This is a genomic window from Sphingobacterium paucimobilis HER1398 (genome assembly GCF_000416985.1).
Lineage (GTDB): Bacteria > Bacteroidota > Bacteroidia > Sphingobacteriales > Sphingobacteriaceae > Sphingobacterium > Sphingobacterium paucimobilis.
The window spans coordinates 466,174-492,936 of record NZ_ATDL01000015.1 but is presented as its reverse complement, the minus strand read 5'-3'; the positions used below and the strand labels follow the sequence as shown (position 1 = coordinate 492,936).

The 26,763-nt window shown below is 40.3% G+C and carries 23 protein-coding genes; 18 read left to right on the top strand and 5 right to left on the bottom strand.

Features of this window, described 5'->3' with window-relative positions:
• Positions 1-19: 19 nt before the first annotated feature.
• Positions 20-1,654: a UxaA family hydrolase gene (locus M472_RS34925; protein WP_021070591.1), complete on the bottom strand. Its 1,635-nt coding sequence runs from the start codon at positions 1,652-1,654 to the stop codon at positions 20-22.
• Positions 1,651-3,075, bottom strand: a complete 1,425-nt coding sequence (locus tag M472_RS34920; RefSeq protein WP_021070590.1) for a tagaturonate reductase — start codon at positions 3,073-3,075, stop codon at positions 1,651-1,653. The genes M472_RS34925 and M472_RS34920 overlap by 4 nt, the downstream gene beginning before the upstream one ends.
• A 197-nt stretch (positions 3,076-3,272) precedes the next feature.
• Between M472_RS34920 and M472_RS34915 the strand changes: the two genes are divergently transcribed.
• The 7 genes from M472_RS34915 to nagA all read left to right on the top strand — a co-directional run bounded on the left by M472_RS34915 (position 3,273) and on the right by nagA (position 14,699).
• Positions 3,273-6,359: a SusC/RagA family TonB-linked outer membrane protein gene (locus tag M472_RS34915; RefSeq protein ID WP_031301743.1), complete on the top strand. Its 3,087-nt coding sequence runs from the start codon at positions 3,273-3,275 to the stop codon at positions 6,357-6,359.
• Positions 6,360-6,370: 11 nt separating this feature from the next.
• Positions 6,371-7,924, top strand: a complete 1,554-nt coding sequence (locus M472_RS34910; RefSeq protein WP_022829358.1) for a SusD/RagB family nutrient-binding outer membrane lipoprotein — start codon at positions 6,371-6,373, stop codon at positions 7,922-7,924.
• Positions 7,925-7,930: 6 nt separating this feature from the next.
• A complete protein-coding gene (locus M472_RS34905; RefSeq protein WP_022829357.1) occupies positions 7,931-9,931 on the top strand; it encodes an alpha/beta hydrolase family protein in 2,001 nt (666 codons plus the stop codon).
• Positions 9,932-9,937: 6 nt separating this feature from the next.
• Positions 9,938-11,368: a Gfo/Idh/MocA family protein gene (locus M472_RS34900; protein ID WP_021070586.1), complete on the top strand. Its 1,431-nt coding sequence runs from the start codon at positions 9,938-9,940 to the stop codon at positions 11,366-11,368.
• 95 nt (positions 11,369-11,463) lie between these two features.
• Positions 11,464-12,195, top strand: coding sequence for a glucosamine-6-phosphate deaminase (locus M472_RS34895; RefSeq protein ID WP_021070585.1), 732 nt, complete (start codon positions 11,464-11,466; stop codon positions 12,193-12,195).
• 11 nt (positions 12,196-12,206) lie between these two features.
• On the top strand, positions 12,207-13,499 hold the full coding sequence (locus M472_RS34890; RefSeq protein ID WP_021070584.1) for a sugar MFS transporter: 1,293 nt from the start codon (positions 12,207-12,209) through the stop codon (positions 13,497-13,499).
• 12 nt (positions 13,500-13,511) lie between these two features.
• The gene (nagA, locus tag M472_RS34885; protein WP_021070583.1) at positions 13,512-14,699 is read left to right on the top strand and encodes an N-acetylglucosamine-6-phosphate deacetylase; all 1,188 of its coding nucleotides are present in this window, start codon (positions 13,512-13,514) and stop codon (positions 14,697-14,699) included.
• Here nagA and M472_RS34880 read toward each other — a convergent pair.
• Positions 14,696-15,709: a LacI family DNA-binding transcriptional regulator gene (locus M472_RS34880; RefSeq protein WP_031301742.1), complete on the bottom strand. Its 1,014-nt coding sequence runs from the start codon at positions 15,707-15,709 to the stop codon at positions 14,696-14,698. The genes nagA and M472_RS34880 overlap by 4 nt on opposite strands.
• A gap of 306 nt (positions 15,710-16,015) precedes the next feature.
• Between M472_RS34880 and M472_RS34875 the strand changes: the two genes are divergently transcribed.
• From M472_RS34875 to M472_RS34835, 10 genes are all read left to right on the top strand, one after another.
• Positions 16,016-16,201: a CsbD family protein gene (locus tag M472_RS34875; RefSeq protein ID WP_021070581.1), complete on the top strand. Its 186-nt coding sequence runs from the start codon at positions 16,016-16,018 to the stop codon at positions 16,199-16,201.
• A gap of 178 nt (positions 16,202-16,379) precedes the next feature.
• On the top strand, positions 16,380-16,739 hold the full coding sequence (locus M472_RS45765) for a hypothetical protein (protein WP_235049507.1): 360 nt from the start codon (positions 16,380-16,382) through the stop codon (positions 16,737-16,739).
• A gap of 62 nt (positions 16,740-16,801) precedes the next feature.
• Entirely contained in the window at positions 16,802-17,008 is a 207-nt protein-coding gene (locus M472_RS45760; RefSeq protein WP_235049506.1) for a hypothetical protein, read from the top strand.
• A gap of 150 nt (positions 17,009-17,158) precedes the next feature.
• Positions 17,159-19,033, top strand: a complete 1,875-nt coding sequence (locus tag M472_RS34865) for a mechanosensitive ion channel family protein (RefSeq protein ID WP_021070578.1) — start codon at positions 17,159-17,161, stop codon at positions 19,031-19,033.
• Between the two features lie 131 nt (positions 19,034-19,164).
• Positions 19,165-19,713, top strand: a complete 549-nt coding sequence (locus M472_RS34860; RefSeq protein ID WP_021070577.1) for a chromate transporter — start codon at positions 19,165-19,167, stop codon at positions 19,711-19,713.
• Positions 19,714-19,717: 4 nt separating this feature from the next.
• Positions 19,718-20,266, top strand: coding sequence for a chromate transporter (locus M472_RS34855; protein WP_021070576.1), 549 nt, complete (start codon positions 19,718-19,720; stop codon positions 20,264-20,266).
• 88 nt (positions 20,267-20,354) lie between these two features.
• Positions 20,355-20,894 (top strand): GNAT family N-acetyltransferase, encoded by a 540-nt coding sequence (locus M472_RS34850; protein ID WP_021070575.1) that lies wholly within the window; start codon positions 20,355-20,357, stop codon positions 20,892-20,894.
• An 8-nt stretch (positions 20,895-20,902) separates the two neighbouring features.
• Complete coding sequence (locus tag M472_RS34845; protein WP_021070574.1) at positions 20,903-21,190, top strand: hypothetical protein; 288 nt, start codon at positions 20,903-20,905, stop codon at positions 21,188-21,190.
• Between the two features lie 721 nt (positions 21,191-21,911).
• Positions 21,912-22,610, top strand: a complete 699-nt coding sequence (locus M472_RS34840) for an RNA ligase family protein (protein ID WP_031301741.1) — start codon at positions 21,912-21,914, stop codon at positions 22,608-22,610.
• On the top strand, positions 22,568-23,719 hold the full coding sequence (locus M472_RS34835) for an AAA family ATPase (protein WP_235049505.1): 1,152 nt from the start codon (positions 22,568-22,570) through the stop codon (positions 23,717-23,719). Before M472_RS34840 ends, M472_RS34835 begins: the two co-directional genes overlap by 43 nt.
• A gap of 267 nt (positions 23,720-23,986) precedes the next feature.
• Here the strand turns inward: M472_RS34835 and M472_RS34830 are convergent, their stop codons facing one another.
• On the bottom strand, positions 23,987-24,817 hold the full coding sequence (locus tag M472_RS34830) for an alpha/beta hydrolase (protein WP_200859621.1): 831 nt from the start codon (positions 24,815-24,817) through the stop codon (positions 23,987-23,989).
• 233 nt (positions 24,818-25,050) lie between these two features.
• On the opposite strand from M472_RS34830, the gene M472_RS34825 reads away from it, so the two are divergent.
• The gene (locus M472_RS34825) at positions 25,051-25,251 is read left to right on the top strand and encodes a hypothetical protein (protein WP_021070570.1); all 201 of its coding nucleotides are present in this window, start codon (positions 25,051-25,053) and stop codon (positions 25,249-25,251) included.
• A 192-nt stretch (positions 25,252-25,443) separates the two neighbouring features.
• Here the strand turns inward: M472_RS34825 and M472_RS34820 are convergent, their stop codons facing one another.
• Positions 25,444-26,754: a DUF2931 family protein gene (locus M472_RS34820; protein WP_021070569.1), complete on the bottom strand. Its 1,311-nt coding sequence runs from the start codon at positions 26,752-26,754 to the stop codon at positions 25,444-25,446.
• Positions 26,755-26,763: the final 9 nt, after the last annotated feature.

Here is a 26,763-nt window from a genome sequence, read left to right as displayed (position 1 = left end):
AAGCAACAGAATTAAAGTATTATAGACTGATGCCTCTCTTCCAAGGTATAAAGTCATCCTGTTGTAGTTGTACGGCTTTGGGCACTATCTCTCCGCTAGCGGTCTTGATACATAGTTCAAGGATGTCTTCCCCCATTTCCTGTATTGATTTTTGACCTGAGATAACACCGCCTGTACTAAAGTCTATGATATCTTTCATACGGGTAGCCACTTGGTCATTGGTTGCAATTTTCAACGTTGGACATATAGGGTTTCCTGTAGGGGTTCCTAGTCCTGTGGTAAACAGTATTAATGTGGCTCCAGATGCCGCTTTTCCTGTTGTCGCTTCGACATCATTACCAGGAGTACACACGAGGTTCAGTCCAGTATGAGTTATGGGTTCGGTGTAATCTAGCACATCTACGATCGGGGAGTTACCTCCTTTCTTTGCAGCCCCATTACTTTTCATCGCATCCGTAATCAAGCCATCTTTTATATTTCCAGGGGAAGGATTCATATGGAATCCAGAACCAATTTTCTCTGCGGCCTGTCCATAGCTTTCCATAAGTTTGACAAACTTATCTGCATGTTCTGGATTACGCATTCTATCTAACAGCTGTTGTTCGACACCACAGAGTTCGGGAAATTCGGCCAGTAGGACGGAGCCTCCTAAGCCGACCAATAAATCAGAGGTGTACCCGATAGAAGGGTTTGCGGATATTCCACTAAAACCATCAGATCCACCACACTTGACGCCTAAGACGAGTTTGCTGAGTGGTGCCTCCTGACGCTCTATTTTATTCGCCTCAATGAGCGCATTGAACGTACCAGTCATCGCTTTTTCTAAGAGCATCGTTTCTGTTCCTACTGCCTGTTGCTCAAAATGTAATATGGGTTTGTCTAGCGTAGGATTCCTTTGTTTTAGTTCGTCTAACAATAGCTGCAGCTGTAGGTTTTCACAGCCTAACCCTAATATGGTAGCTCCTGCTACGTTTGGATGATCGATGTATGCTGCTAATAGCTTGCCGAGCATTTGGGCGTCTTCGCGGGTTCCTCCACAGCCACCTTCGTGTCTCAGAAATTTGATTCCATCGATATTCTTAAAAAGCCGTCTCTCTGTAGGTCTAATAGGGTTATCTAGGGTAAATTCACTTAATGTCTGACCATTATTGTAGGCGTCTACAAGATGCGCTACGTAATCCTTGTAAGGATTACTGATACTATAGCCTAGATTTTCGAGCATGGCTTCTTTGAGAATATCTAGGTTTCTGTTTTCACAGAATACTGTGGGAATAAACAACCAATAGTTTGCTGTTCCAACTCGGCCATCGGTGCGGTGATAACCTTTGAAAGTCCTGTTTTTGAAACGGGATAAATCAGGTGCTTCCCATTGATGGCGATATCCTTGATAGCTGTACGGACTACTGGCATGAACAGTATTAGATGTATTGATAAGTTGACCGCAATGCATGCTTTGGGAGACCGATCCGACGACCTCTCCGTACATATATATAAGTCCCCCTGTTTGTAAGTCTTCTGCTAGGAACTTGTGTTTTGCTGGAATTTTCTCGGTTACGGTATATGTTTTGTCATTTATAGCGATAGATGTTCCTGCTTCTAATTCTTGTAATGCAATAATCACATTGTCTTTTGGATGTAGTTGTAGTGCTTTCATAAACGTTGCATGATTTGATGTATTGATACTGTTTCCAATTGTTGGAGATGCTGTTTTATCGCGGGAGCCCAAGACGGCCAAATCATAAGGTCTGTCCCCCAGATGGTTTTATTGGATAACAATTCTTCTATTTTGTCAAAATTTAGATTTTTAAACTCATCAGCTAGGCTTTTGTCTTCTAACAGATGTATGTGTGTTTTCATCAGAAAAAGGTAGGCTGTAAATCCGAAGCTTATATATTGAGGAGCTTGCTCTTGAAATGCATACCAGTAGGATAATAGGGGCAGTACCCGGCTTTTTATTTTAGCATGGTAGTTTTGTGCAATACTGTTCCATTGATGTTCTATGAAGGGGTTTTTTAGCCGATCGATAATACTTTCCGAAAAAAGCTTTATATCGTTATGTTGTATGCCTTTTGCTTCAAGAGAAGGTCTGATTTCTTGATGTATAAGTCGGTTAATGAATCGTTCGTAGTTTGAGTCCATAAGGCTGTCTTTCACAAAGCGATGTTGTGCTAGGAGTGCTGCGGCCGCAGTCAAAGTATGTGCGCCATTAAGTATCCTTAGTTTGATCTCTCGCACTGATGCTATGGATGGTAAGATGAAGGTATATGGGGAGGAGCCTATAAAAGAAAGCTCTTGTTGTACATAATTATCTTTACTTTCTATGGCCCAAAGGAAATATGGTTCTGCTGCGATAGCTAATTTATCGGTGTAGGAAGACTCTTCCAGTGTAATTGCTCCAGGTACAATACGGTCAACTAATGTATTGCAGAAATAAACATGGGTATCTAACCATTGGATAAATGCGGTTGGTAAGCTGTGACCTGTAGCTAGTTTTCTTACGATTTGTGCTAGTTTGACCGCATTGTCATCTATTAGCTCTGTGGGCAGTACGATAGCTTTTGATTCGTCTGTAGCTCCCAAGTGCTGAAAACGTGCATAGAGATAGCTTGTCAATTTGCCAGGAAAGCTTTTCGGTGGAAAAGCAAAGAGGTCATCTTCTACATCCACAATTCCTTTCTCGGTCGTGTTAGATATGATGATATTTATTTGTTTGTTTTGGGCATGCTCGAGAATAGTATTCCATGAAGAGTTGGCATCGAGTATGTCATTTACGCAGGTAATTATTTGTTGCGTTGTTGTTTCTTTATTGTTTTGGATACCAGCAGTACATAGAGTGTAGAGTCCATCTTGTTTTAAAAATGGTTCTATACTTCCTGTTTGAGTCGATTTGACCATTACAATTCCACCATTGAATGTGCCTGACCGATTGGCTTCTTCGATACAAAATGCAGGTAGGGCACGTAGCAGTACGCCTGTGCCAAATAGTAAGACACGAGTAGGTCGTTTAGGAGAGGAAAGGTGCTCCTGATCTACTTGATTGGTGATTTTGGGAAGATTTTCTCTGTTTAAAAGCATGGCTTAATGAACTTGATTACCGCTGGATATTAAAGTAATTGTTGCAATTCTATCCTTTTTTTAACAGTTAAAGAAGTAAATTAATCGGTAGCGTTATCGGAACTATATTTGGCCATTTGATTGCAAACCTGAGGAGAATCTTATTTCTTTGAACCTATCGTCTGCATGAAGACGGTATTACTATAACCCTATTTATTATGATGAGAAAAGAACTTTTAACGCGAGTCTTCTCACTTGGATTACTCGCACTTTTTGGGATACTACAGATTAGTCTGGCAATTGCGCAGGACAATGTATCCAGGAAATTCACCGTTATGGACAAGTCCAGTCAGACCGGGCTTGTCGGTGTATCATTAATTAACAAACGTACCAAACAATCTACAGCTACCAATGCTACGGGAGAGGCTAATCTACAAGCTGCCTCCGGGGATCAGATTCAGATCCAGATGGTCGGTTATAAGACATTGGTGCATATCGCTACATCCGCTCAGGAAGTCCGTGTTGAACTGGAATCTCAGCAAGAGGCCATATCGGAAGTGGTAGTCACAGCATTGGGTATAAAAAGGGAGACTCGGGGACTCACTTATTCTACGCAACAATTGGCTAGCGATGCGGTAAACAACGTCCGGGATAATAGTGGTAATATTATGACCAATCTGACTGGTAAAGTGGCCGGTGCTACAGTAACTACAGCCTCTACAGGTCCAGGAGGTGCTGCACGGGTCGTGTTACGGGGTAATAAGTCTATTGCTGGAAATAATAATGCTTTGGTCGTGGTGGATGGTGTGCCTTATGATAATACGGCTGGCCCTCAGGCCACTGGAACAACACCTAATTATGGCACCAGTGACGGAGCTGCGAATATCAATCCCGACGATATTGAATCCATCAATATTCTAAAAGGACCGTCGGCGGCGGCCCTGTATGGGGTAAGAGGGGCCAATGGGGCAATTGTCATTACCACAAAGCAAGGGCAAGCAGGACGTTATAGTATTGACTATAATGGTAGCGCATCACTAGACCAGGTCAATATGCTAGCTGATTTCCAAAATACGTATGGTCGTGGAAATGGAGGAAAGAAGGGGGTGAATATTGGCGAAAGTTGGGGCGAACAAGGTGCTACTTATAAAAATAACGTAAGGGATTTCTATAGAAATGCTGCTACGTTTAATAACAGTATCAGCACCTACGGAGGGACTGAAAAAGTGCAGGGCTATATGTCGTACAGCAATAATAAGATCGGTGGGATATTTCAAGGGAATGACTTGAAACGGAATAGTCTGAATCTGCGACTGAATACGGAATTGATTCCAGGTCTTAAGACGGATGTAAAACTTAATTATGTCAATCAGCAGATTGCTAATCGACCGCGATTGGGTGATACCGGAATGCCGATAGAGGCCTATATCATGCCTAGGGATATGGATGACGCAGAATTGAAAGATTTTGAGACAATTGATCCCTCTGATGGTAAACCACTACGCAAGTATTGGTCGGGTTCTTCTATCTATGATAATCCTTATTGGAGTATAAACCGCACATCTGTCAATGAAGCTCGGGATCGGATTACAGCATTGGGTTCGGTTTCGTATCAGTTGACCGATTGGTTGAATATTCTAGGGCGATATTCTTTTGATAAGTACAGAGATGTCATCGATGGCTCATTTTTTCACAGCACGGTTTCCTTAGGTGATGTACGTGATGGTGGGAAATATTATCAAACGCATACACAATATTCGGAACAGAATTTTGATTTTCTGTTGAACGGGAAACATGAACTTAACGAAGATATTCAGTTGAATTATACGGTAGGGACTAGTTTTTTGAAGCGGAACTATAATAGTTTCCAAAATATGGCGAATGGGCTGAGTATTCCAAACCATTTTTCCTTTTTAGTGGCTACAACTCCGGAATTTAAGGATGTCAAGAATTATGAGCGAAGATTAAATTCGATTTATGCGAGTACACAGTTGAGTTTTTATAATAATATTTTCTTAGACCTTACTGCTCGTAATGATTGGTCTTCCACATTGTCAGCACCATACAGTTTCTTCTATCCGTCTGCAGGCCTTTCCGTTGTTTTTCACGAATGGTTGGATCTCCCAGATTGGGTTACCTTTGGAAAAGCTAGAAGCTCCTATACAAAAGTTGGAAATGATCCTGACCCCTTGCAGCTACAGCAGTTGTACCAATTTGACTTAGGTGCTGAAAAAGGATTTGTCTTCAGAAGCGCAACCAAATCTATTCCCGACTTGAAACCTGAGGAAACGACGTCCTTTGAAGTCGGATTGGATATGAAATTTTTTAAGGATCGGTTAGGATTTGATGCTACGTATTATAAGAGCAATACGGTCAATCAGCTTATGTATATCCCTATGCCTATGGCTAGTGGTTTTACCAGAGAGTACATCAATGCAGGTGACATTCAGAATAGTGGTTTTGAGCTGCAGTTGACTGCTGTGCCTGTTCAAAAAGAAAACTTTAGATGGAATACGGGGATCAATTTTGCTGTCAATAGGAGTAAAGTGCTCAAGCTCCATTCAAAAGCGAAACGTATTAACATCACAGAGAATACAAAATATGCTACTGTTGTAGTCAATGAAGGTGGAAAATATGGGGACCTGTATGGACACAAGTGGAAACAGGATCCAGGTACTGGAAAGTATATCGTGGATGCAACGGGGCTGCCTGTTGTAGAAAGTAATCAGAAATTGGGGAACTTCAATCCTGATGCATTGATTGGTTGGACGAATAGCTTCAATTATAAACGATTTACATTGAATACCCTTATCGATGCACGTATAGGAGGTGAGATTGTGTCGGGTACCTCTGCTTATCTAGCTTCTTATGGTGTAGCAGAATTTACAGAGAAGTATAGAGAAGGTGGTTTGGTTCTAGATGCCGTGCAGGCTGACGGTAGCGCTAATACAGCGGCTATTACGGCACAGCAATTATGGCAGAAAGTGGGACAGAATGGTCGTGATGCCTGGGGTGATTTTTTTGTGTATGACATGACGAATGTTCGTATGCGTGAACTTGCATTGGCTTACAAATTTGATGTAAGCAAGATTAAGGGATTGCAGGCCGCCCAAGTCTCTCTAACGGCAAGAAATCTGTTTTTCTTCTATCGTGGTAAGTCTAAATTGGATATCCCAGGAATCGGTAAGATCAAAAATCCTATTGACCCTGAAGGTGCGCTGGGATCTGGTAACTACCAAGGCGTGGAAGTTGGTCTTGCGCCAGGGGTGCGTACCTACGGTCTAAATCTTAAACTGACATTTTAATTAAAGAAACCATGAACAGATCAATAATATATAGTTTGGTAATCAGTATGGGATTATTATCCTGTACCAAGGACTTCGAAAAAATAAATACAGACCCCGATAAATTAACAGAGGTGGGGTCACGGGAACGGCCATTTATGTTTGCCAAAGCGCAATCATCGGCAGCGATGAATCGTTCGTTCTATCAAACAGTACAGAATTTAGGTCCAGATTTGTATGCGCAGTACTTTGCACTGACTACGACCTCATTCCGGACAGACCGTTATGCATTGACACCCGATTGGCAACGTCGGTTCTGGACAGTGGTATATGTAGATACTGCACCACAACTGAAATCTATTTTAGATAATGTGGAACCTAATTCGGGCGAAGCTGCATTGGCCAATATTCAATGGGTGTATGCATTTCATAGATTGACCGATCAATTTGGGCCTATACCTTATTTTGATGCGGCGGAATCTAAGGATGTGATTTCTTATGATCCGATGGATAAAATCTACGATGATTTTTTCAAAAGGTTAACAACTGCGGTAGACAATTTGAAGGCGCTTCCTACCGGCACGAAAGTTTATCAAGGGTATGAGTTGATGTATGGTGGTGATATCAATAAGTGGATCGCTTTTGCAAATTCGTTACGTCTTCGTCTAGCGTTACGTATTTCGAAAGTGGATGCTAGTCGAGCAAAATCTGAGGCTGAGGCCGCTGTAGCCTCTGGTGTGATGTTGAATAACGGTCAGAATGCCTTACTTTCCAAATCATTGAAAGGGAATGATACGAATGGCTTGTCTCAAGTGGCTGCCTGGAATGAGTTTGCGATGAGTTCTACTATTGCATCTTACTTGAAGGGGTATGTGGATCCGCGTATCGAGAAGTATTTTCAACCAAGTGTGATTGGAGGTACGTTTAATAGCTTACGTAATGGGATGTCTGCAGACGATCTGGGGATAGCACGGAATCAAGCTGGTTCTAATTCTAATGTGGGTAAATATTGGGTTGAATATGTAGGAGAAAAAGCCGTGCTTACACCAAATTTGGTTGCACGTTTTCATATCATGTCTGCTGCGGAGTCTTATTTTCTACGTGCAGAGGGTGCACTGAATGGCTGGAATATGGATGGTACCGCTCAAGCCATGTATGAAGAAGGGGTCAAGTTGAGTATGCAACAATGGGGGATAGACGATGTCGGTCAAATACAGGGATACTTGAGTTCTTCTGTACAGCCAGTTGCGCCTGGTGATTATCACAATTCTCCTGCGGTAGCTACTACTCCGGTGAAATGGGATGCTGATCTGGCGGTGCAACGCGCACAGATTGGAACACAAAAGTGGCTTGCTATCTATCCTGATGGTATGGAAGCTTGGGCGGAGTTTCGGAGATCGGGATTTCCAAAGATGTATAATCTGTTGAATTCGGAGAACGCAGATCTTCCTGTAGGCACTTTTATCAAAAGAATGCCATATCCTCTGACGGAGGAAACGAATAATTTGGAAGAGCTCACTAAAGGAAGAGCTTTGTTGGGAGGGAAGGATAATGCAGCGACACGTGTATGGTGGGATGTTGATTAATAATGTATGCGATTCTATATCTATTTTCTTTTTATGATGGCTTCTACTTCTATGGCGATTGGACAGGATGCGATACCCGAGGTACTGGGGATACCAAAACATTTGGATCGGACAGCTAACTATGTACAGCATAGATTGAAAGAGGTATGTATACACCATAATGGTGCTAAAGAATCGATCTACGGATATGTGACTTCTCATCTCGGCTTAGATAAGGCGGAGATGGGAAGCTTGGATGTACAGGTGGTAAAGGAGATGGATCTAGGAGATTTTGTACTCCGTTATATTGTATTCCAAACGATGGAAGGGGTCTACGTCCCGGCTCATTTGTATGTCCCCAAAGGAGAGGGGCCTTTCCCCGCAGTGTTGAATAGTCATGGGCATTGGCCTAATGGAAAGGCGGGGGAGATTGTGCAGCGTACGGCCCAGTTATTGGCCCGGAATGGTTATGTCTGTTTGACGATGGACGCCTGGGGCTCAGGAGAGAGGGGAGCGAACCATGTCCATGAGTATCATGGTGCGAGTTTAGGTTCGTCCTTACTTGATTTGGGTGTTCCCTTGATGGGGATGCAGGTCCTAGAAAATAAAAGGGCAATCGATCTGTTACAATCATTAGAATATGTGGATAGTGAGCGCATTGCTGCGACTGGGGCTAGTGGTGGTGGTAATCAGACGTTTTGGATTTCTACTTTGGATGAACGGATAAAAGCGGCAGTGCCTGTGGTGAGCGTTGGTACATTTGAATCCTATATCCTGAACAGTAACTGTGTTTGTGAGCTCTTACCACATGGATTGATGCATTTGGAAACAAGTGATATGCTGGCAGCGGTGGCGCCCAAACCTATTAAGATATTATCCGCATTACGTGATGGTAATGCCGCATTCAATGTTGGTGAAATGTTGCGCACATTTAATAAAGCCCAACCTTTTTATAGTGATATGCATGCCAGGGAGAATCTCGCTTATGAATTGTTTGATGAGAAGCATGATTATACACTACCTATGCGGTTGAGTATGTTAGACTGGTTTGATTCCTGTTTTGGCGTGAAGAGAAATAAGGTGGATACCCTGTTTTATCAGATAAGGGATTCAGAGTTGCGTGTTTTAAATGATAATAAGCTGAAAAACAAGGTGCCTACAACTTCATCTTATGTAAGAAAACGTGCCGAATACCTGTCGAAAGAGTTGCTGTCGGCTAGTCATTTAGATGCAAGGGGGAAAGTAGGGGAGTTGGCTAAAATGCTTCATGTAGAGCGAGATCGTGTTCAGCTTGCAGAATCTATACCTGATCAGGGAAAGTATCATCGCTTGGTTATTAGTACGGCGCAGGGCAAGTTAATACCTCTTGTGATAGAAAGTTCGGCAGAGGTGTCAAATAAGTTGAAAATAGTATTTGGTTCGAAAGGGAATAGGGAGGTCGCACCAGAAAAGACTTCAGGTTGGGTAAAAGCTGGTGAAACGGTGGTGTTGGTTGATCTTTTTGGCTTGGGCGAACGTAGCTCGACGAGTGCCGATCAGATCGATGGGCAGTTGCCTCGTTTTCACACATTGTCCCGATCGTTGTTATGGTTGGGAGAGTCCATGATGTCTATCTGGCTATCCGAGATGGATGTAGTTATCGGATACATTAAAAAGGAGTTTCCGAATGCCGAAATCGAAGTAGTGTGCGACCGGGAGACTGCAGTCTGTGCCTTGATGTATGGAGCGATGTATCCTTCAGCTATGCAATATCTCCTTTCTGATCTGCCCTACAGTTATGTGCCTGATTATGTTGCTGCAGCGGATCGAACAAAAGAGGGAACTAATATGGCGATCCATTTACCAGGTATTATCTCTTGGGGGGATGTGCAGTTGTTGTTGGCTCTTGGAAAAGGTGCGTTCTATGTTGATGGATTGATCGGTACTTCTGGCCGAAAAGTCTTAAAAAGTGAACAGCTTGATTTTGAGTATAAGGTAAAGCGTCTAAAGGAATTGTTAAATAACGAAAGTGTAATTCACTTTAATTAATGAACTATGGGAACAAATAGAAGATCATTTTTAAAACTCTCTGGATTAGCAGGATTGGGATTGATGGCTCCTGTATTGGAGTCAAGTGCTGCAGTGCAAGATAAGGGCAAGCTCAAGAATATTGTAAAAGAGGCAGAGAAGAAATATAAGCCAATTTTTAATATGTCTGGCTATGCTGCGCCTGCCTTGGATACGGTTAGATTGGCCTTTATAGGTGTTGGAAACAGAGGGTCTGCTGCGGTCGAGCGAATGAGTCGGATAGAAGGGGTACGTATACAGGGCATATGTGATGTACGGGCAGAAAAAGCGAATGCAGCTAAAAAACGTATTCAGTCGGGGGAACACGAAGCACAGTTGTATACTGCTGGTGATACCGCATGGAAAGATATGTGTGCAAGGGAAGATATCGATCTAGTCTATATTGCTACACATTGGCAGACACATGCAGAGATGGCTATTTATGCCATGGAGCATGGAAAACATGTGGCTTTGGAAATACCTGCTGCAACAACAGTAGAGGATTGCTGGCGATTGGTGATGACTTCTGAGCGTACCAAGAAGCACTGTGTTATTTTGGAAAACTGTTGCTATGATTTCTTTGAATTATTAACATTGAACTTAGCAAGACAGGGATTCTTCGGTGATATTGTACATTGTGAAGGGGCCTATATACATGACATCTTGAATAGCTTTTTTGATGAAGAGAAGCGTTATGATTTTTGGCGATTGAAGGAGAATGCGCACCGCAATGGTAATCTCTATCCGACTCATGGGATAGGGCCGGTATGTCAAGTGCTTAATATCAATAGAGGTAATCGGTTGGAGTATCTATCATCGATGTCCTCTGCTGATTTTAGTTTGCGAAATAAGGCGAAGGAAATGGCTGCAAAAGATAAGCGATTTGAAAGCTATCTGGATAAGCCATTCCGGGGCAACATGAACCTGTCAAATATTATGACACATAGTGGTGCTACGATCGCACTGCAACATGATGTGAGCACTCCTCGTCCTTACTCTAGGATCCATATGGTGAGTGGTACGAAAGCATTTGCACAAAAGTATCCACTTCCTGGAAAAATAGCTATAGGGCATGATGACTTTCTAACAGAGGATAAACTAAACGAACTCCGAATGGATCATGAGCCTCAGATTATAAAACATATTGGCGAGCTCGCTAAGGACATCGGTGGACATGGTGGTATGGACTTCATGATGGACTGGAGGCTCATCGATTGTTTAAGAAACGGATTGCCTGTGGATATGGATGTGTATGATGCAGCGTCCTGGAGTGTTATCGGTCCATTGAGTGAATGGTCGGTGGCAAATGGCTCCAAGCCTATAGCAATTCCTGACTTTACCATGGGAAGATGGAAAGAAAACATTGTTCACGATATCAACCTAAAAACCGGGGGCAATACCAAGGTAATTACCTTGTAGTATTGTGTTCATATATCGAATGGATTAAAAATAGGCATGATGCCCAATAAGGCTGTGCCTACTATATTGTATACTCATAAATAATTTTATTGCTAATGAAGATTGAAAGATTTGAAACACGTCAGGATTTAGGAAAACATGCGGGTAAATTGGGCGCAGAATGGATTAAACAAGCTATTGCGGAAAGAGGGGAAGCAAATATAATCTTGGCTACCGGGCAGAGTCAGTTTGAAACAATCGAAACACTGATTGCAACTGCGGGAATTGATTGGTCTAAGGTCCGTATGTTCCATTTGGACGAATATATTGGGATGCCTATTACACATAAAGCAAGTTTTCGTAAATATCTTACTGAGCGCTTTGTAGCAAAAGTAGATCCTCTATTGGAGGTAATCCTTATCAATGGCGAAAACAATCCAGAGGAAGAGTGTGAGCGATTGGAGAAAAAAATAAGTGCCCATCCGATCGATGTTGCTTTCGTTGGAATCGGGGAGAATGGTCACTTGGCGTTTAATGATCCACCTGCAGACTTTGATGTCGAAGATGCTTATCTTATTGTGAATCTGGATCAGCAATGTAGACAACAACAGATGGGTGAGGGCTGGTTTGGAAGTCTTGAAGAGGTGCCTTTACAGGCGATATCGATGTCTATCAAACAGATAATGAAGTCAAAAAAGATTGTATGTGCTGTGCCTGATGAACGAAAGGCGGAAGCAGTTAAAAACTGCCTGACATTACCAATCTCTAACTTGAATCCATCCAGTATACTACAACAACATGAAGATTGTGTGGTGTTTTTAGATCAGGGTTCGTCTTCTAAATTATAAGATCCATATTTATGACCACACAGACATTAGATAAGAAGAGTACCTATATTTCGATTGGAATTATCGGAATGATGTTTTTTATTTTTGGCTTTGTTTCTTGGGTGAATGCGATCCTGATCCCTTACTTTAAGATAGCCTGTGAATTGACCAATTTTCAGTCTTACTTGGTAGCGTTTGCATTTTACATTTCTTATTTGGTGATGTCTATGCCTTCTTCTTATCTATTGAAACGTGTCGGATATAAAAAGGGAATCGTTGTCGGCTTTTGGATTATGGCTTTAGGGGCATTGCTTTTTGTTCCTGCCGCATTTGGTCGTACATACCTTATTTTCCTGTTAGGATTATTTACGTTGGGGGCTGGTTTGGCGGTTTTACAGACTGTTGCTAATCTGTACATCACGCTGATTGGTGACAAGGAGCGAGCTGCCCAGCGTATCAGTATTATGGGGATATGTAATAAAGGAGCCGGTATATTGGCTCCTTTAGTATTCTCCTGGGCTATTTTAAGACCTAGTGATAATGAGCTTTTTAAGGCTATTCCATTGATGGATGATATCTTAAGAGCATCAGTACTTGATGATTTGATCATGCGCGTGGTGGTGCCCTATTCCGTTATGGCAGCTGTTCTATTTTTAATTGGCTTGTTCGTTCGATTTTCTCCGCTTCCCGAGATTGAAAATCCTGAAGGTGCAGAAGCGTCAGCTGGTCGGGATAGTTTATTCCAATTTCCGCATCTTGTACTAGGTGCTATTGCTATTTTTCTGCATGTGGGGACACAGGTAATCGCTATCGATACCATCATTAGTTATGCAGACTCTATGGGGGTGACTTTGTTGGAAGCAAAGTCCTTTCCTTCTTACACGCTTTCTGCTACCATTGTGGGCTACTTTCTTGGAATTCTTTTGATACCTAGGGTTCTGAGTCAAAAGCGTATGTTGCAGATTTGTAGTTTGCTCGGGCTGTTTTTCGCGGTGATGGTCTGCGTGATGAATCAAAACGTAGGCTGGATGGGGTATGATGTCAATGTTTCCATTTGGTTTTTGGTATTTATAGGTCTTCCTAATGCACTTATTTGGGCTGGTATATGGCCTTTGGCACTCGATGGTTTGGGGAAATATGCTAAACAGGGATCGGCACTATTGATTATGGGGCTGTGTGGTAACGCCATCCTTCCGATGATCTACGGAGCTGTAGCGGATAAGGTAAACGAACAGTTAGCTTATTGGGTGCTTGTGCCTTGTTTCTTGTATATTGCGTTCTATGCTTTTTATGGGCATAAAGTTACTTCTTGGAAAAAAGTTTAATATTTTCTATTTATGCTAACTATTATAAATGCGCAAGTAATCAGCCCCAATAGTATTATTGATAGGGGCTGGGTCTCTATAAAAGACGGCCGTATTGTAACTATTGGCGATTATAAAACACTGCCTAAAGAGGGACTGCAAGGTGAAATTATAGATGCGCAAGGCTTGTATCTATCCCCGGGTTTTGTTGACATACATGTACACGGAGGAGGTGGTGCTGATTTTATGGATAATGAGTTGGAGGCTTATCTTACCATTGCTGAAACGCATGCTAAGTTTGGGACAACAGCTATGTTTCCTACTACGTTGACGAGTGAGCCCGAATTATTATGGGAAACCTTTAGCGTGTACGAACAGTCTCTTTCTGTGAATCAGTCCGGGGCTAAGTTTTATGGTTTACATCTAGAGGGACCTTATTTTGCCATGAATCAACGGGGAGCACAAGATCCCCGTTTTATTCGGAATCCAGATCCTCTAGAATATCAGTCTATTTTGGATAAATATAGACATCTGATTGCTCGTTGGAGTGCCGCTCCAGAATTACCTGGTGCTTTGGAATTTGGTGATTATGTAAGTGAAGCTGGAATCGTATTGGCATTGGGACATACCGATGCGGTATACGAAGATATTGTGCGTGGAATTGAACATGGTTATCGTCTCGCTACACACTTGTATTCGGGGATGTCGGGGATGACCCGTAAAAATGCATTTCGATATGCAGGGGCGATCGAGTCCTGTTTATTATTAGAAGATATTGACGTAGAAATTATTGCCGACGGTGTCCATTTACCAGAACCTTTCCTAAAGCTGATCTGTAAGAATAAGAGGAAAGATCAGATTGTCCTTATTACGGATGCGATGCGAGGAGCAGGTACGTCGGATAGAGAGAGCATACTAGGGAGTAAACAGAACGGAACACCTGTGATAATAGAAGATGGTGTTGCAAAACTTCCAGATTTGACTTCATTTGCGGGGAGTGTCGCTACTGCGGATCGTTTGATTCGGACAATGATCAATGTTGCTGAAATCTCATTGATAGATGCGGTGCAAATGCTTAGTCTCAATCCCTCTCGAATTATGAGAATAGATGATCAGACAGGAAGCATTGAGAAAGGCAAATTGGCCGACCTGATATTGTTTAACGAGCGTATAGAGGTTAAGACAACGATAGTGAATGGAAATATAGTCTACGAAGCTTAATCTGATCGTACGGATTGTCTCTCGATCAGTCTTCCTGGAATCAGTATTTCTCGAGGTTCAAAATCTTTGTTTTTAATATGTCGGATCAATAATTGACAGCTCTGTCGTCCGATCTCGAATGCAGGTTCCTCGATGGTGGTGAGATTGGGCTCAATAACGGTAGAAATAGGATCGTTGGTAAAGCCAATAACGCCAAAGTCCTGTCCGACACGAATGCAGGCTTGGTTGAGGGCTTGTATAGCGCCTACTGCTTTACGGTCATTGACGGCAAAGATTGCGTTTGGTGGTTGAGGGAGGCTTAGAAGAACCTTTGTATCATCAAACCCATGAGACTGTCCAAAACCCGAAAAGATAACATACTCTTTATGATGAGCAACCTTGGCGTCAGTATGGGCCTGTAGATATCCGCGGAGCCGCTCTTGAGTAAATGAAAGTTCTGAGGGGCCGGCAATGTGGGCTATTCTATCATAGCCTTTTTCGATCAAATAAGTCGTCGCTTGATATGCGCCGTCAAAGTCACTTTGTACTACTTTGGAGGCCTGTATCTGTTGGGGAACCCGATCAAAAAACACAATAGGCAAGCCTGAACGCATCATCGTCTCAAAGTGCTCAACAATATGTGAATTAGAAGATATAGAGATCAATAGCCCGTCTAAGCTACTCGTAGCTATATTTTCAATGAGTTTTTTTTCTCGTTCTATATCGTCGTTCGTGACGTACAGGATGATGTTGTATCCCTGATTATAGGCTTCTTCCTGTATGCCGGATATGACAGTCGAAAAATAATAGTTGGTAATGAATGGGATGACGACTCCTATGTTTTTTGTATTACCTGAGGCTAGAGCCGAAGCATTTTTATTGAGTTTGAAGTTCAGTTTTTCGGTAAGTTCTAAGACACGTTTTTTCGTTTCGGGATTGACATCATAGGCATCTCGCAGTGCGCGGGATACCGTGGAAACAGAGATACCCAACATTTTTGCAATATCTTTTATACCAAAACTCTTTTTCATCACCATGCAAGGACTAACTTATAACCCCTAAAAATACACAGAATGTGTAGTATAGTCAGCTATCTATTGAAATTTTTATGTAAAAAAAACATTCTATAAATAAATTGGTTCAAATTTTTAGATCTAGCATTTGTTTTGTTATATGGTTGATTTTGAGTGATTTGTTTGGGTGTCTTTATTGTCGAGATGATAATTAAAGAGCAATTAGCTACAAAAAATAAAAAAAAATAAACGTTTATGCGATAGGACTGTTCTATTATCGAAACAACATATTAAAAATCATATAAATAAAAAAGGAGAATAACTATGAGCAAATTGACTTGGAAAGGACGTTGGAACGAACTAAAAGGAAAAGTAAAGCAACAGTATGCAGATTTGACCGATGATGACTTGCTGTATGCTGAAGGGAAAGAAGAGGAGTTGTTGGGAAAATTGCAGCAAAAAACCGGAAAAACTAAAGACGAAGTTGAAAATTGGTTAAATAATTTGTAGTCTGTAGATACTCCATTAAATTTTTTTAAAGAGCTCTGTTTGTCGTAAACAGAGCTCTTTCTTTTGGGTATACTATAATCTATAAGCAAAACTAGTATTATTTGGAGGTCTCTCACTTATTGGTTTGAAACAGCGAATTGTAAATCGATTATTGATATAAATATATTTTATTTGACTCTTGAACTGGAGTTTGTATGAGCTGCTTGATTTGATTACTGATGGAGATGGACAGATGAAAATTGGAATTATTCTAAAAGTTTATATTGGACTATGTGTATTACTTGTATCGGACTTGGTAGGCTATATTGTAGCAGGAATCAGTCTACGGGGATATTACGCCGATATTGTTGTTTTTTGGTTATGGCTTCTAGGGAGTTTTTTGGTGATTGTCGCTTTTTGGAGACGACTGTCGGCTAAGTTGTTGTTGATAGCAATACTATCCTCAGTTTTGCTGAGTATGCTTCCTATGGGGTTGCCGTTTTATACATTAGTATTGTCGACAACACCTTTTGGTTTTTACGGATTAGTAAAGATTTAAATTCAACTTATAGAGCCCAAATCGTGTCCTATAGTGTGATGGTCCCGCCTTGGTTGGAGATTATGGAAAAGAAATGGATATTGGAAAGAAGAGTGTTTCAATGCAAAGATAGGCTGTTGCTCGATGATCGATCGGATGTAAAAAATCGGAATGCTAGGGATATACATTTTGAAAGCGAAACGGATACGACACTGACATTAACTTTGTTTTATATCGGAACAGAAAAAACTGTTCTTTTTGATAAAAGAACAGGTGCTATAATAAAGTAAGCCCTGAAAATAGGTGGATAGATGGTACGGAGACGAGTGAGATTACGTACAGTGTTTTATTAGGGAGGGGGATGTTAAAATAAAAAACAAATATCTTTCCACCTTAAGAATAAAGTCGCTACTTTGGTAGTGATCTAAAATGAAATAGGCATGAAATTGCGGTTATATAGTTTACTCTTAGGGTTGGCATTGAGTAGCTCTTGTGTATGGGCTCAGACAGAAAAGGAGACAGAGGCATCAACTTCTGACTCTATCAAGAAGGAAATCATCTCCAAAGGTGAAAGTACCTTACAGGAGATGCGTAAACAACAGATTGAAGATTCTATACGCAGAAGCTATTTGGAAAGTCAACTGCTGTCTTCCAGACGAACAGATGTTTATGAACAACGAAAGCTCGTGGAAGAGCTTACTTTACTCAAAAGTAGAGATTCTTTATTGATGGCTAAGCGGCGGCTGAAGGTTGATTCGTTGAGAACAGTCAATAAAGGAGCTCCGGTAGCACCTTTTAATGATACACTTTTCACTGTTTTCAATGCTATTGGCAGCTATTCCGCAAAAGAACGTGCTAAAGGTACATCAGAAAGAATCCAACAGCTGGAAAGCAACTATGAGTTTAAGACAGACTCGTTAATTGTTCAACAAACAGAAGACAATTGGCTCTTGTTGTGGCGAGATCAGACTATACTGAGTGTTAATGAACATGACGCACTTTGGGCAAACAAAGGTGCCGGTGAGCTGACGGAGTCTTATCGTCAGATTATTGTACAGGCTATAGATCAATATCGCGAAGAACATAGTTTGACCAGATTATTAACTTCTACAGGTATTGCCATTGTGGTTGTGCTTAGTGTAGGATTGATCATTTTTGGTTTGAGCAAATCTGTCAATTTACTGAACGCTAGAATATTGAAGTCGAAAAGAAAACGTTTTAAAGGAATAACTTTTAAAGGTTATCAATTGATATCTCCTACGCAGGAACTTAAATATATTTGGTTTGTTACCGGGTTATTGCGTTGGCTGTTGATCCTAACCGTCATTTATCTTGCACTTCCGATTTTATTTAATTTATTTCCGTCAACAAAAGGATATGCACCAATTCTAATAGGTTATTTTATGTCGCCTCTAAAGAAGGTTGGCTTAGCGGTAATTGACTATTTTCCGGATCTGGTTACAGTGATCGTTGTTTACTTTATATTTCACTATGCATTAAAAATACTTAAATATTTTGCTGAAGAACTTGCTAAAGGTTCATTGGTGATTAACGGTTTTTATTCGGATTGGGCTTTACCTACCTATCATATTTTACGTGTGCTTCTTATGGCCTTTTTTCTGGTTGTTATTTTCCCATATTTACCTGGAGCACAGTCCGATATTTTTAAGGGGGTCTCCGTATTTATAGGGGTATTGTTTACCTTTAGTTCTGCAGGAGCTCTAGGGAATATTGTTGCTGGATTGATGTTGACTTATATGCGATCATTTGTTGTTGGAGACCGGGTTAAGTTTGGAGACGTAACGGGAGATATCGTTGAGAAATCTCTTTTGGTTACACGTATTCGTACACCTAATAATGAAGTGGTGTCTATTCCCAATTCGCAGATAATGGGTAACCATACGATAAACTACAGTGCTGAAGCCGACCAACAGGGGTTGATTATCAATACAAAGGTGGCGATGGCCTATGAAGTGCCTTGGCAGACGTTTCATGAGCTTGCTAAAGCGGCCGTAGCACGTACCGAACTTTTGGAGACAACACCAGAACCGTTTATATTTCAGAGTAGCCTAGACGATTACTATGTCACTTATCAAATCAATGCTTATACCCGTCATCCCCATCGACAGGCTTTTATTTATTCAGAGTTACATAAGCACGTGATGGATGTTTTTCATGAGGCGGGTATAGAAATGGTATCTCCTAAATATCATGCCGTACGAGATGGAGCTATAAAGGATATGCCTGAAAAGTATCGAGGAGTACCCTTAAGATCATTCCATGTAGACATTAAGGCAACAAAGGAAGGAGAGTAGTGTAATAGGGAAATATTGAGAGGTACAGAGAGGGGTTTTTGAGGATTTTTTCGTATATTTATAGGTGTGTAATTCATATGTTTACAACGCTATAAGAGTGGCGAGATTGTCTTTAAAAGCCCTTATATTTCATGCATTTTAAACTCTTCTATCAATTTACAAAGATTGGTCTATTCACTATTGGAGGTGGCTATGCAGTTATCCCATTAATAGAAAAAGAAATCGTTAGTCAGGGATGGCTTGATCGAACAGAATTTTACGAATTACTCGCTATCACAGAATCTCTTCCTGGTGTTTTTGCAACCAATATTGCTGCTTTGGTCGGTTATAAAATTTGTGGTGTACGGGGTGGCCTTTTAGCCGCATTAGGAACCATATTAGCACCATTTTTTATTATTATTCTGCTAGCTGTGTTTTTTGGTAAAATACAGGATAACCCTTATGTTGTCAAAATTTTTAAGGCTCTACGGCCGGTGGTTGTCGGACTTATTGCAGCTCCCTGTTATACAGCTTTTAAAGCCAGTAAGATGACTTTTAAAACTTTGCTAATTCCAATAATAGCTTTGGTACTTATGTTTTTCTTTCACCTTTCGCCTATTTGGATTATAGTTCTGGGATGCTTCGGTGGAATTGGCTATCACAAATTTAAAACCGCTCGGAAAAACTTGTCAAAGGATTAGTTAAATGATATTTTATAAGCTCTTTTGGGTATTTACAAAGATAGGCTTTTTTGGATTCGGTGGAGGTTATGCTATGCTATCCCTGATTCAGGAAGAAGTTGTCGATCGAAATAGTTGGATGACTAAGCAGGAATTTACCGACCTCGTCGCGATTTCGCAGCTTACTCCAGGACCTATTGGTATTAATACAGCAACCTATGCTGGGTACAGTGCTTTGACACATGCGGGATATAGCCATCCGATAGCTATGTTGGGAGCTGCGATGACGACCATTGCTTTATGTTTACCTTCTTTTGCCATGATAACAGTGATATCTTATTTCTTCTTGAAATTTAGATCTAATAGGTATTTTTCGTCAGCGATGGATGGTATCCGACCTATCAGTCTTGCGTTAATTGCTTTAGCAGCTCTCTCGCTCACCAATGAAGATAATTTTATTGACTATATGAGTCCTATTCTATTTATTACAGCTATAGTGTGTTCGGTTAGATTTAAAGTTCATCCCATTCTAATCCTATTAGGTGCAGCTTTGATTGGGCTTATTGTCTATTGATATAGATGTTTTTTACTGAAATTGGGTGTTTGAATTCTAATTTATAGACATTTCTTTGTTAATTTAGTTCTATTAAATAAAACAGCGTATGAGATTCGATATGCAGCCCAGTTTGTATAATGATCAGGTGATCTTGTCTCCTTTACAAGAGGACGATTTTGAGGAGCTTTATGCGGTGGCTTCAGATCCAAAAATATGGGAACAGCACCCTAGCAAAGATCGTTGGAAAAGAGATGTCTTTCAAGTGTTTTTCGAAGGAGCGATGCAGAGTGGTGGGGCTTTTAAAGTTACAGATCGAAAAACTGGGGAGGTGATAGGGAGTACAAGGGTATACGATTATGATGAATCAAATAATAGTATCTTTGTCGGTTATACGTTTTATGGGGTATCCTATTGGGGAAGCGGTATCAATAGGGGCGTAAAGGTTTTAATGTTGGATTACCTTTTTCAATTTGTTTCTAAAGTTATCCTGCACGTCGGTTCGGGAAACCTAAGGTCACAAATTGCTGTGGTACGTCTTGGTGCAGAAAAAGTGGATGAGGTAGAAGTCGGATATTATGGTGATGTTCCGAAGATTAACTACGTTTATGAAATCACCAAAAGTAGCTGGAGTAAAAATACGATATAATAGAGCCAATGGAAAAAAAAGAACTTTATCCTTTTCTTAAAGAAATACAGACTAAAGTAGCTCAGAATGATAATCAATTGGATTTAGTAATGGTTTATGATAAGGTTGATGAGGTGATTAAGAACCATGATTTTTATCACCAGACGCCTTACTTTTTATCAGAATGGCTCATTCTAAAAGAGCAGATTTTAAGATCTGACTCCGAGTCATTGGGATATTTCGAGCGATTTTTAGAGAATATAATGTATGAAAGTGCTACAGGGGTATATTCAGCATACGTTGATAATAATCTCTAGAGAAGCTGTTCCAGATAGCGGATTGGGTGATGATGCTAATTTCTTTGGCTATTCGTTTGTGATGAACCTTCGAAAGGAGAATACTCCTGTAAGGCAGGTCGCTAACAGAGCATGTATTACAAACTCAACCTTTCCTACAGGAAGGATATAGCTGGATATGAAAAGCATAACAAGGAAGTAAATTGCGAAATAGGTAAATAGCAGTATTACAAAAGGCTTGATTTGTAGCATAATTTTAAATATTAACTGTGCATTGAAAATTAATTTCGGGCATTTGAACTATTATTGACTTCTTAACGCGATGCACTAAAACACGTTGTTAAGGAGTCCTTTACTTATAAGAACGCTTTTTTCTTAGAATTGTTTATTTTATGAGCCATATGCTTGTTTTTTAGGATGTCAACTTTGTGTTCCCAAGCAACTCTTGGATGAAGTTAGGGAATAGAAAATCAATTTTGAAGGGCTTTACAAAAGCATAATAATTTGATAATCCGTATGATGTTTTCGGCTCTAGTTATTTTTAAATGGTAAAAACGGTTTTGTGATTGTCTCCTAATTTTTTACTTTTGCCTCATCGATCATTAAAGTTGAAAAGATTAAAAATAAAAGTCATGTAATACGTTGTCAATATTCAGAAAGAGAGTTAGTTGTTTGGAAGAGATTTCGACAGCTGCTATTCTTATGGTTTGATAGATGTATGTTATACTTTGAATTTTATAAAATGGAATCAACAAAATATGGTCGTACCTACCATTTCCCTTTTTCGCCGGGGACAAGCAGTGACGATCGTTTTAATCATAATTATTGGGAAGATATACAGTGCTTTTCAGAGTTGTTGTATACTGAAAAGTTGGATGGAGAAAATAATTGCCTCTCCAAACGAGGAGTGTTTGCAAGATCCCATGCGGCTCCAACAATTTCACCTTGGACAGCACAACTACGCGAGCACTGGGCTAGTCTTAAAAACGACTTAGGGGATTTGGAGTTTTTTGGTGAGAATCTATATGCTGTACACTCGATTGAGTATACTAAGCTAGAGCATTATTATTATGTATTTGCCGCACGTATCAAAGACATGTGGCTCTCCTGGGAGGAGGTATGCTTCTATGCAGCGTTGTTCGACTTGCCTATGGTCCCTGTATTGAAAAAGACGAGCGTAAAGGAGTTAAGTGCGCATCAGCTTTGGTCAGATGTGGAGAAATTGGCCGCTCAGGTTTCGGCGCTCGGCTCTATCGACCCAAAGACAGGAGAAGTATGTACTTCTGAGGGGTTGGTATGTAGAAATGTGAATGCTTATTCTGTGGCTGAGTTTCCGCATCATGTTTTTAAATATGTGAGAAAGGGGCACGTGCAGACGGATGAACATTGGACGAGATCATGGAGAAGAACGCCGCTGATTTGGGAAAGGGGGGAGTTGTAATGATTTGGAAATTGACAGAAAGCAAGGAGTGGGAGATTTTAGAAAAGAAGTTCTCTTGGGTGGATGATATGAAAAGCGTTCCACAAGATCCTTTTCATCATGCGGAAGGCAATGTGGCTATACACACCCAAATGGTGATAGCCGAACTTTTAGAACTTGCCGAGTTTGGTGCGTTGGGAGAACAAGAACAGGAAATACTCTGGGCTTCAGCTTTACTCCATGATGTGGAAAAGCGGTCTACGACATTAATTGATGCGGCGGGGCGGGTGAGTTCGCCTAGTCATGCGCGCAAAGGCGCTCAGACTATACGTAAAATTTTGTTTCGGGATGTCGATACTCCATTCCATGTACGCGAAAAAATCGTATCTCTAGTGCGTTATCACGGACTTCCTTTATGGTTGATGGATAAACCTGACCCTATGAAAAGTGCTTTGGAAGCCTCTCTACAATTGGATTTGAGCCACTTGAAAATCTTAGCCAAAGCTGATGCTAAAGGCCGAATCTGTCAGGATATGGATGCATTAATGTATGCGTTGGAGATGTTTGAACTGTATACTAAAGAAATCGGCTGTTGGCAATCTGCACCTAGTTTTAAGACTCCTAATGCGCGTTTCACCTACTTTAATGCCTTAGATAGTTATGTGGATTATGTCCCCTTTGATCGTTTTAAATCGGAGGTCATCGTATTATCAGGGCTACCTGGAATGGGGAAAGATTATTACATTTCGAAGTTGGATAAGGATCTGCCTGTTATCAGTCTGGATGATATACGTAGACAATACCGCATTGACCCAACGGATAAGAGACGGAACGGTTGGGTAGTACAGGAAGCAAAGGAAATGGCAAAAAAATATCTTCGAGCAGGTCAGGGATTTATATGGAATGCAACCAATATCACCGCATTGATGAGAAAGCAACTTATTGATTTATTTGTCGATTACCAGGCTTATGTGAAATTGTTTTATATTGAGAAGCCTTATCACATTTGGAGGATGCAGAATAAGAATCGAGCCCATCCTTTGCCCGATATGGTATTGGATAAGATGTTACATAATCTGGAGGTACCCCAACTGACGGAAGCCCATGAGGTTTGTTATGTGGTAGATTAGGGCGGGTAGCAATACCAAATATAAAACCAAGAACTAAGGATAATTAGGTCTTGGTTTTATATTTTGTTTTTAAAAGGAAGATTGCGCCTTTCATTTCCACTTATTAAGCTTCAATGGTCGAAATAAAATCAATAGATAACAACAAGATAGATATTAGTTGTTTTTATTTAGATGTCGCAAAAATCTGTGAGTAGGAGAAATAGTAGATATCTTAGACCAATGCTTCAGAAGCTTCTTCACAGCATTGCTGTCGAGAATGTTTACCTGTTATGGAGAATACGTTGTTTTAGGATATAGCTTTTTGAATGCATTATAAACTGCTTGGTGGATTACTGTAGCATGTGTCTCTTCTGGCATGTAATCAAATACGCTATGAATGTCTTTATTGCTTTTGAGAACATGATACAGGCTTTCGGCTTCTTGAAACATTTTTATATCCTCCTCTTTATTTGGAGCACCGACATATACATTGACCTTCTTCTTGAGGTTTTGTTCTAAAAGCTGTTCTGCATTTTTAAGAAGTATTTGTTCTCCCCACCAAAGGCTAGGGCTAACAATAATATAATCATTAAATAGGTAGGGACGATTCAGCAGAATTTCTGTAGTCAGAAGTCCAGCCAAAGACTCTCCAATAATAGTTTTTTTGGTGGTAGTTCTATACTTTTGGTTTATATACGGCTGTAACTCTTGCTCGATAAAGTTTATATATTTCTCAGAACCGCCATATTGAGGGAAACTTGATTTTTGAAACCCTTCTTTTTCTATAAAGTCTATATTATCCACTGGGAAGGTAAAATCTTTGCGTCTCGTATTACCTTCAATACCCACGACTATTGAGCGAGGAAAACGGGCAATCCAAGGTTGTGTATTGAAATGCACAGTACCAGCTATGTGTAGCCAATCTTCTTCTATTCCTCCGTCCAGCACATAAATGACGGGATAGCTAATCGTGTCCTGTAGCTGGTAGTCTGCTGGGATATATACATTTATCGTTCTATCTTCTTTTAATATCCTGGAGTGAAGTTGTTCCGATTTTCCTATGGTCAGGAGATTCGTTTTTGTTTGGCCATAAGATATGGTGGCAAAGAAAATGGTCATTAAAAAAAGTAGTGTCTTTTTAATCATTGTGGTGGATACATTGAACAAAACTGTGTTAAATATTAGATTTTGTGTAGCGTTCTTCGAATGGCTTTCTTAGCCGGTTTTCAAATATAGCACAAAGATAGTAGAGCTGGCTCAACAGGATTAGATTTTTAATTAAATCTTTATATTATGGTTTCCCGTACGTTTAAAATTTTTGATTCTGCTAATTTTGATTTAAAAAGTTTTATATGCGAATTACTGCCCAACAACATCTGATTGAAGATATACTCGATGCTATAGCCACGAGTAGTTATGGTATTGGTATTGCCATGAAATGTGATGTTATTTCTAGTTTAGATGGTGATAATTCATATGTGGAATTTATTCCTAAAGACGGCTGTGTCATCGATATAAGGGATTGGTTTTGGTTTGGATACCATATTCGATAATCGACAGGGTAACCTCAACTCCTCAAAATTTAATTTCGTATACTTGACTTCATTCTCCATTGGATGCTTTGTGTTTTCTACATCTGTGCCTGTAGACACAGTTCCTGAAAAAGCGAGTGCTCTATAAACTTATCGTTTTGACTGGTTTGAGAAAATAAATCGGTCCGATAGGTTGCTATACTCGTGCTGCTATTATTTCGTATATATTTGTACAGTTCGCATATTCTCAAAAGATACTTCAGCAGTATTTGATCTCAGATTAATAGAGCTCTGCTTTAGATCAGAGCTAATATTTAATAGGAGTTCTACTTGTTTACCAACATCGTCTTTTATTATACTTTCAAACAGTCTGAAAACCTCATCTTCATCGAACTCGAGGTAGGCATTATGTTTTTTTCCATCCTTAAAGAAGGTGAAGTTTATATAATCAGGTATAGCTAGTGGCTGATACTGCTGTTGTGTGATTTCTTCATTAAAGAATTGGTATCGTTCACCATTAAATAAACGGAACATTAGTTTTGCCTTTGTTTGTCCAAAATCGCTTATAGTAATTCTCCAGTTGTTTTTTTTACGGTATTTGCCTGTCCAAGTCCCGAAAGGAATAGGTCGGTTGTTATGTACTATTTTTCTAAATTGTACATTGTCCTCACAAAGGCAGGTATCATGGAGTACCTGCTGCCGTATCTCATCGGTTACGATGTCATAGTCTTTTAGCTGATCGATACTTAGTTCTTTTGCTTTGAATACTTCAATCTCTCGGGTATCATTAAAACTTGAAATCCACAACACAACATCTCCTCCTGGTGCAATACCGGCAATGAGCTCGTTGTAATTGGACTGTATAATTTGATCCAATTTACCACTCACGTCATGCTTTAGCCCTTGTTTGAAGTACTCGGATATTTTTGACTTATTTAATTTTGTATTTAAGCTGTAGTACTTGTTCTCTAGAAAAGAATACCAGTACAGCTTTAAACTATCCGGTATTACGATTGGACCTTCGTCAGAAGATTTGAAGGTTGTTTCTCCATTGCCCCATTGATTTGAATATACCTTTTGCGTTTCCAAAAGAGTAACCGGATTACGATCCCCCTTTACACTCATGACAAATCGACTTTCAGAAAGTAGTTGTATAGGGTAGCCCTCAGGCGTTGCTATTCCTTGCTGATAATCGTATTTTTCTGTTTGTTGGTAGACGCGCTCATTACTGTACCTTGCGCGTTCTTCTCTAGAAGTAGCCCACAGTGTGATAGCACATGTTATCATAAAGCATATTGCGGTAATATTGAAGGCCAGGGCTTCTTTATTAAAAACCCAACCCATCAGGAGAAGGACGAGAAATTGAATAGGAATAGCGAGCAGTATCAGTGCTATGACCAACAATTCTTGCGGTACGTAGGAACTGTTGTGAATAATTTGAAACCGTAGAAAAAAGAAATAAATAAGCAAATTGACTAATCCAACACCAGTGGCAAGGAGAAAGAGTTTGAGATAGTAATTCATTTGTATTGC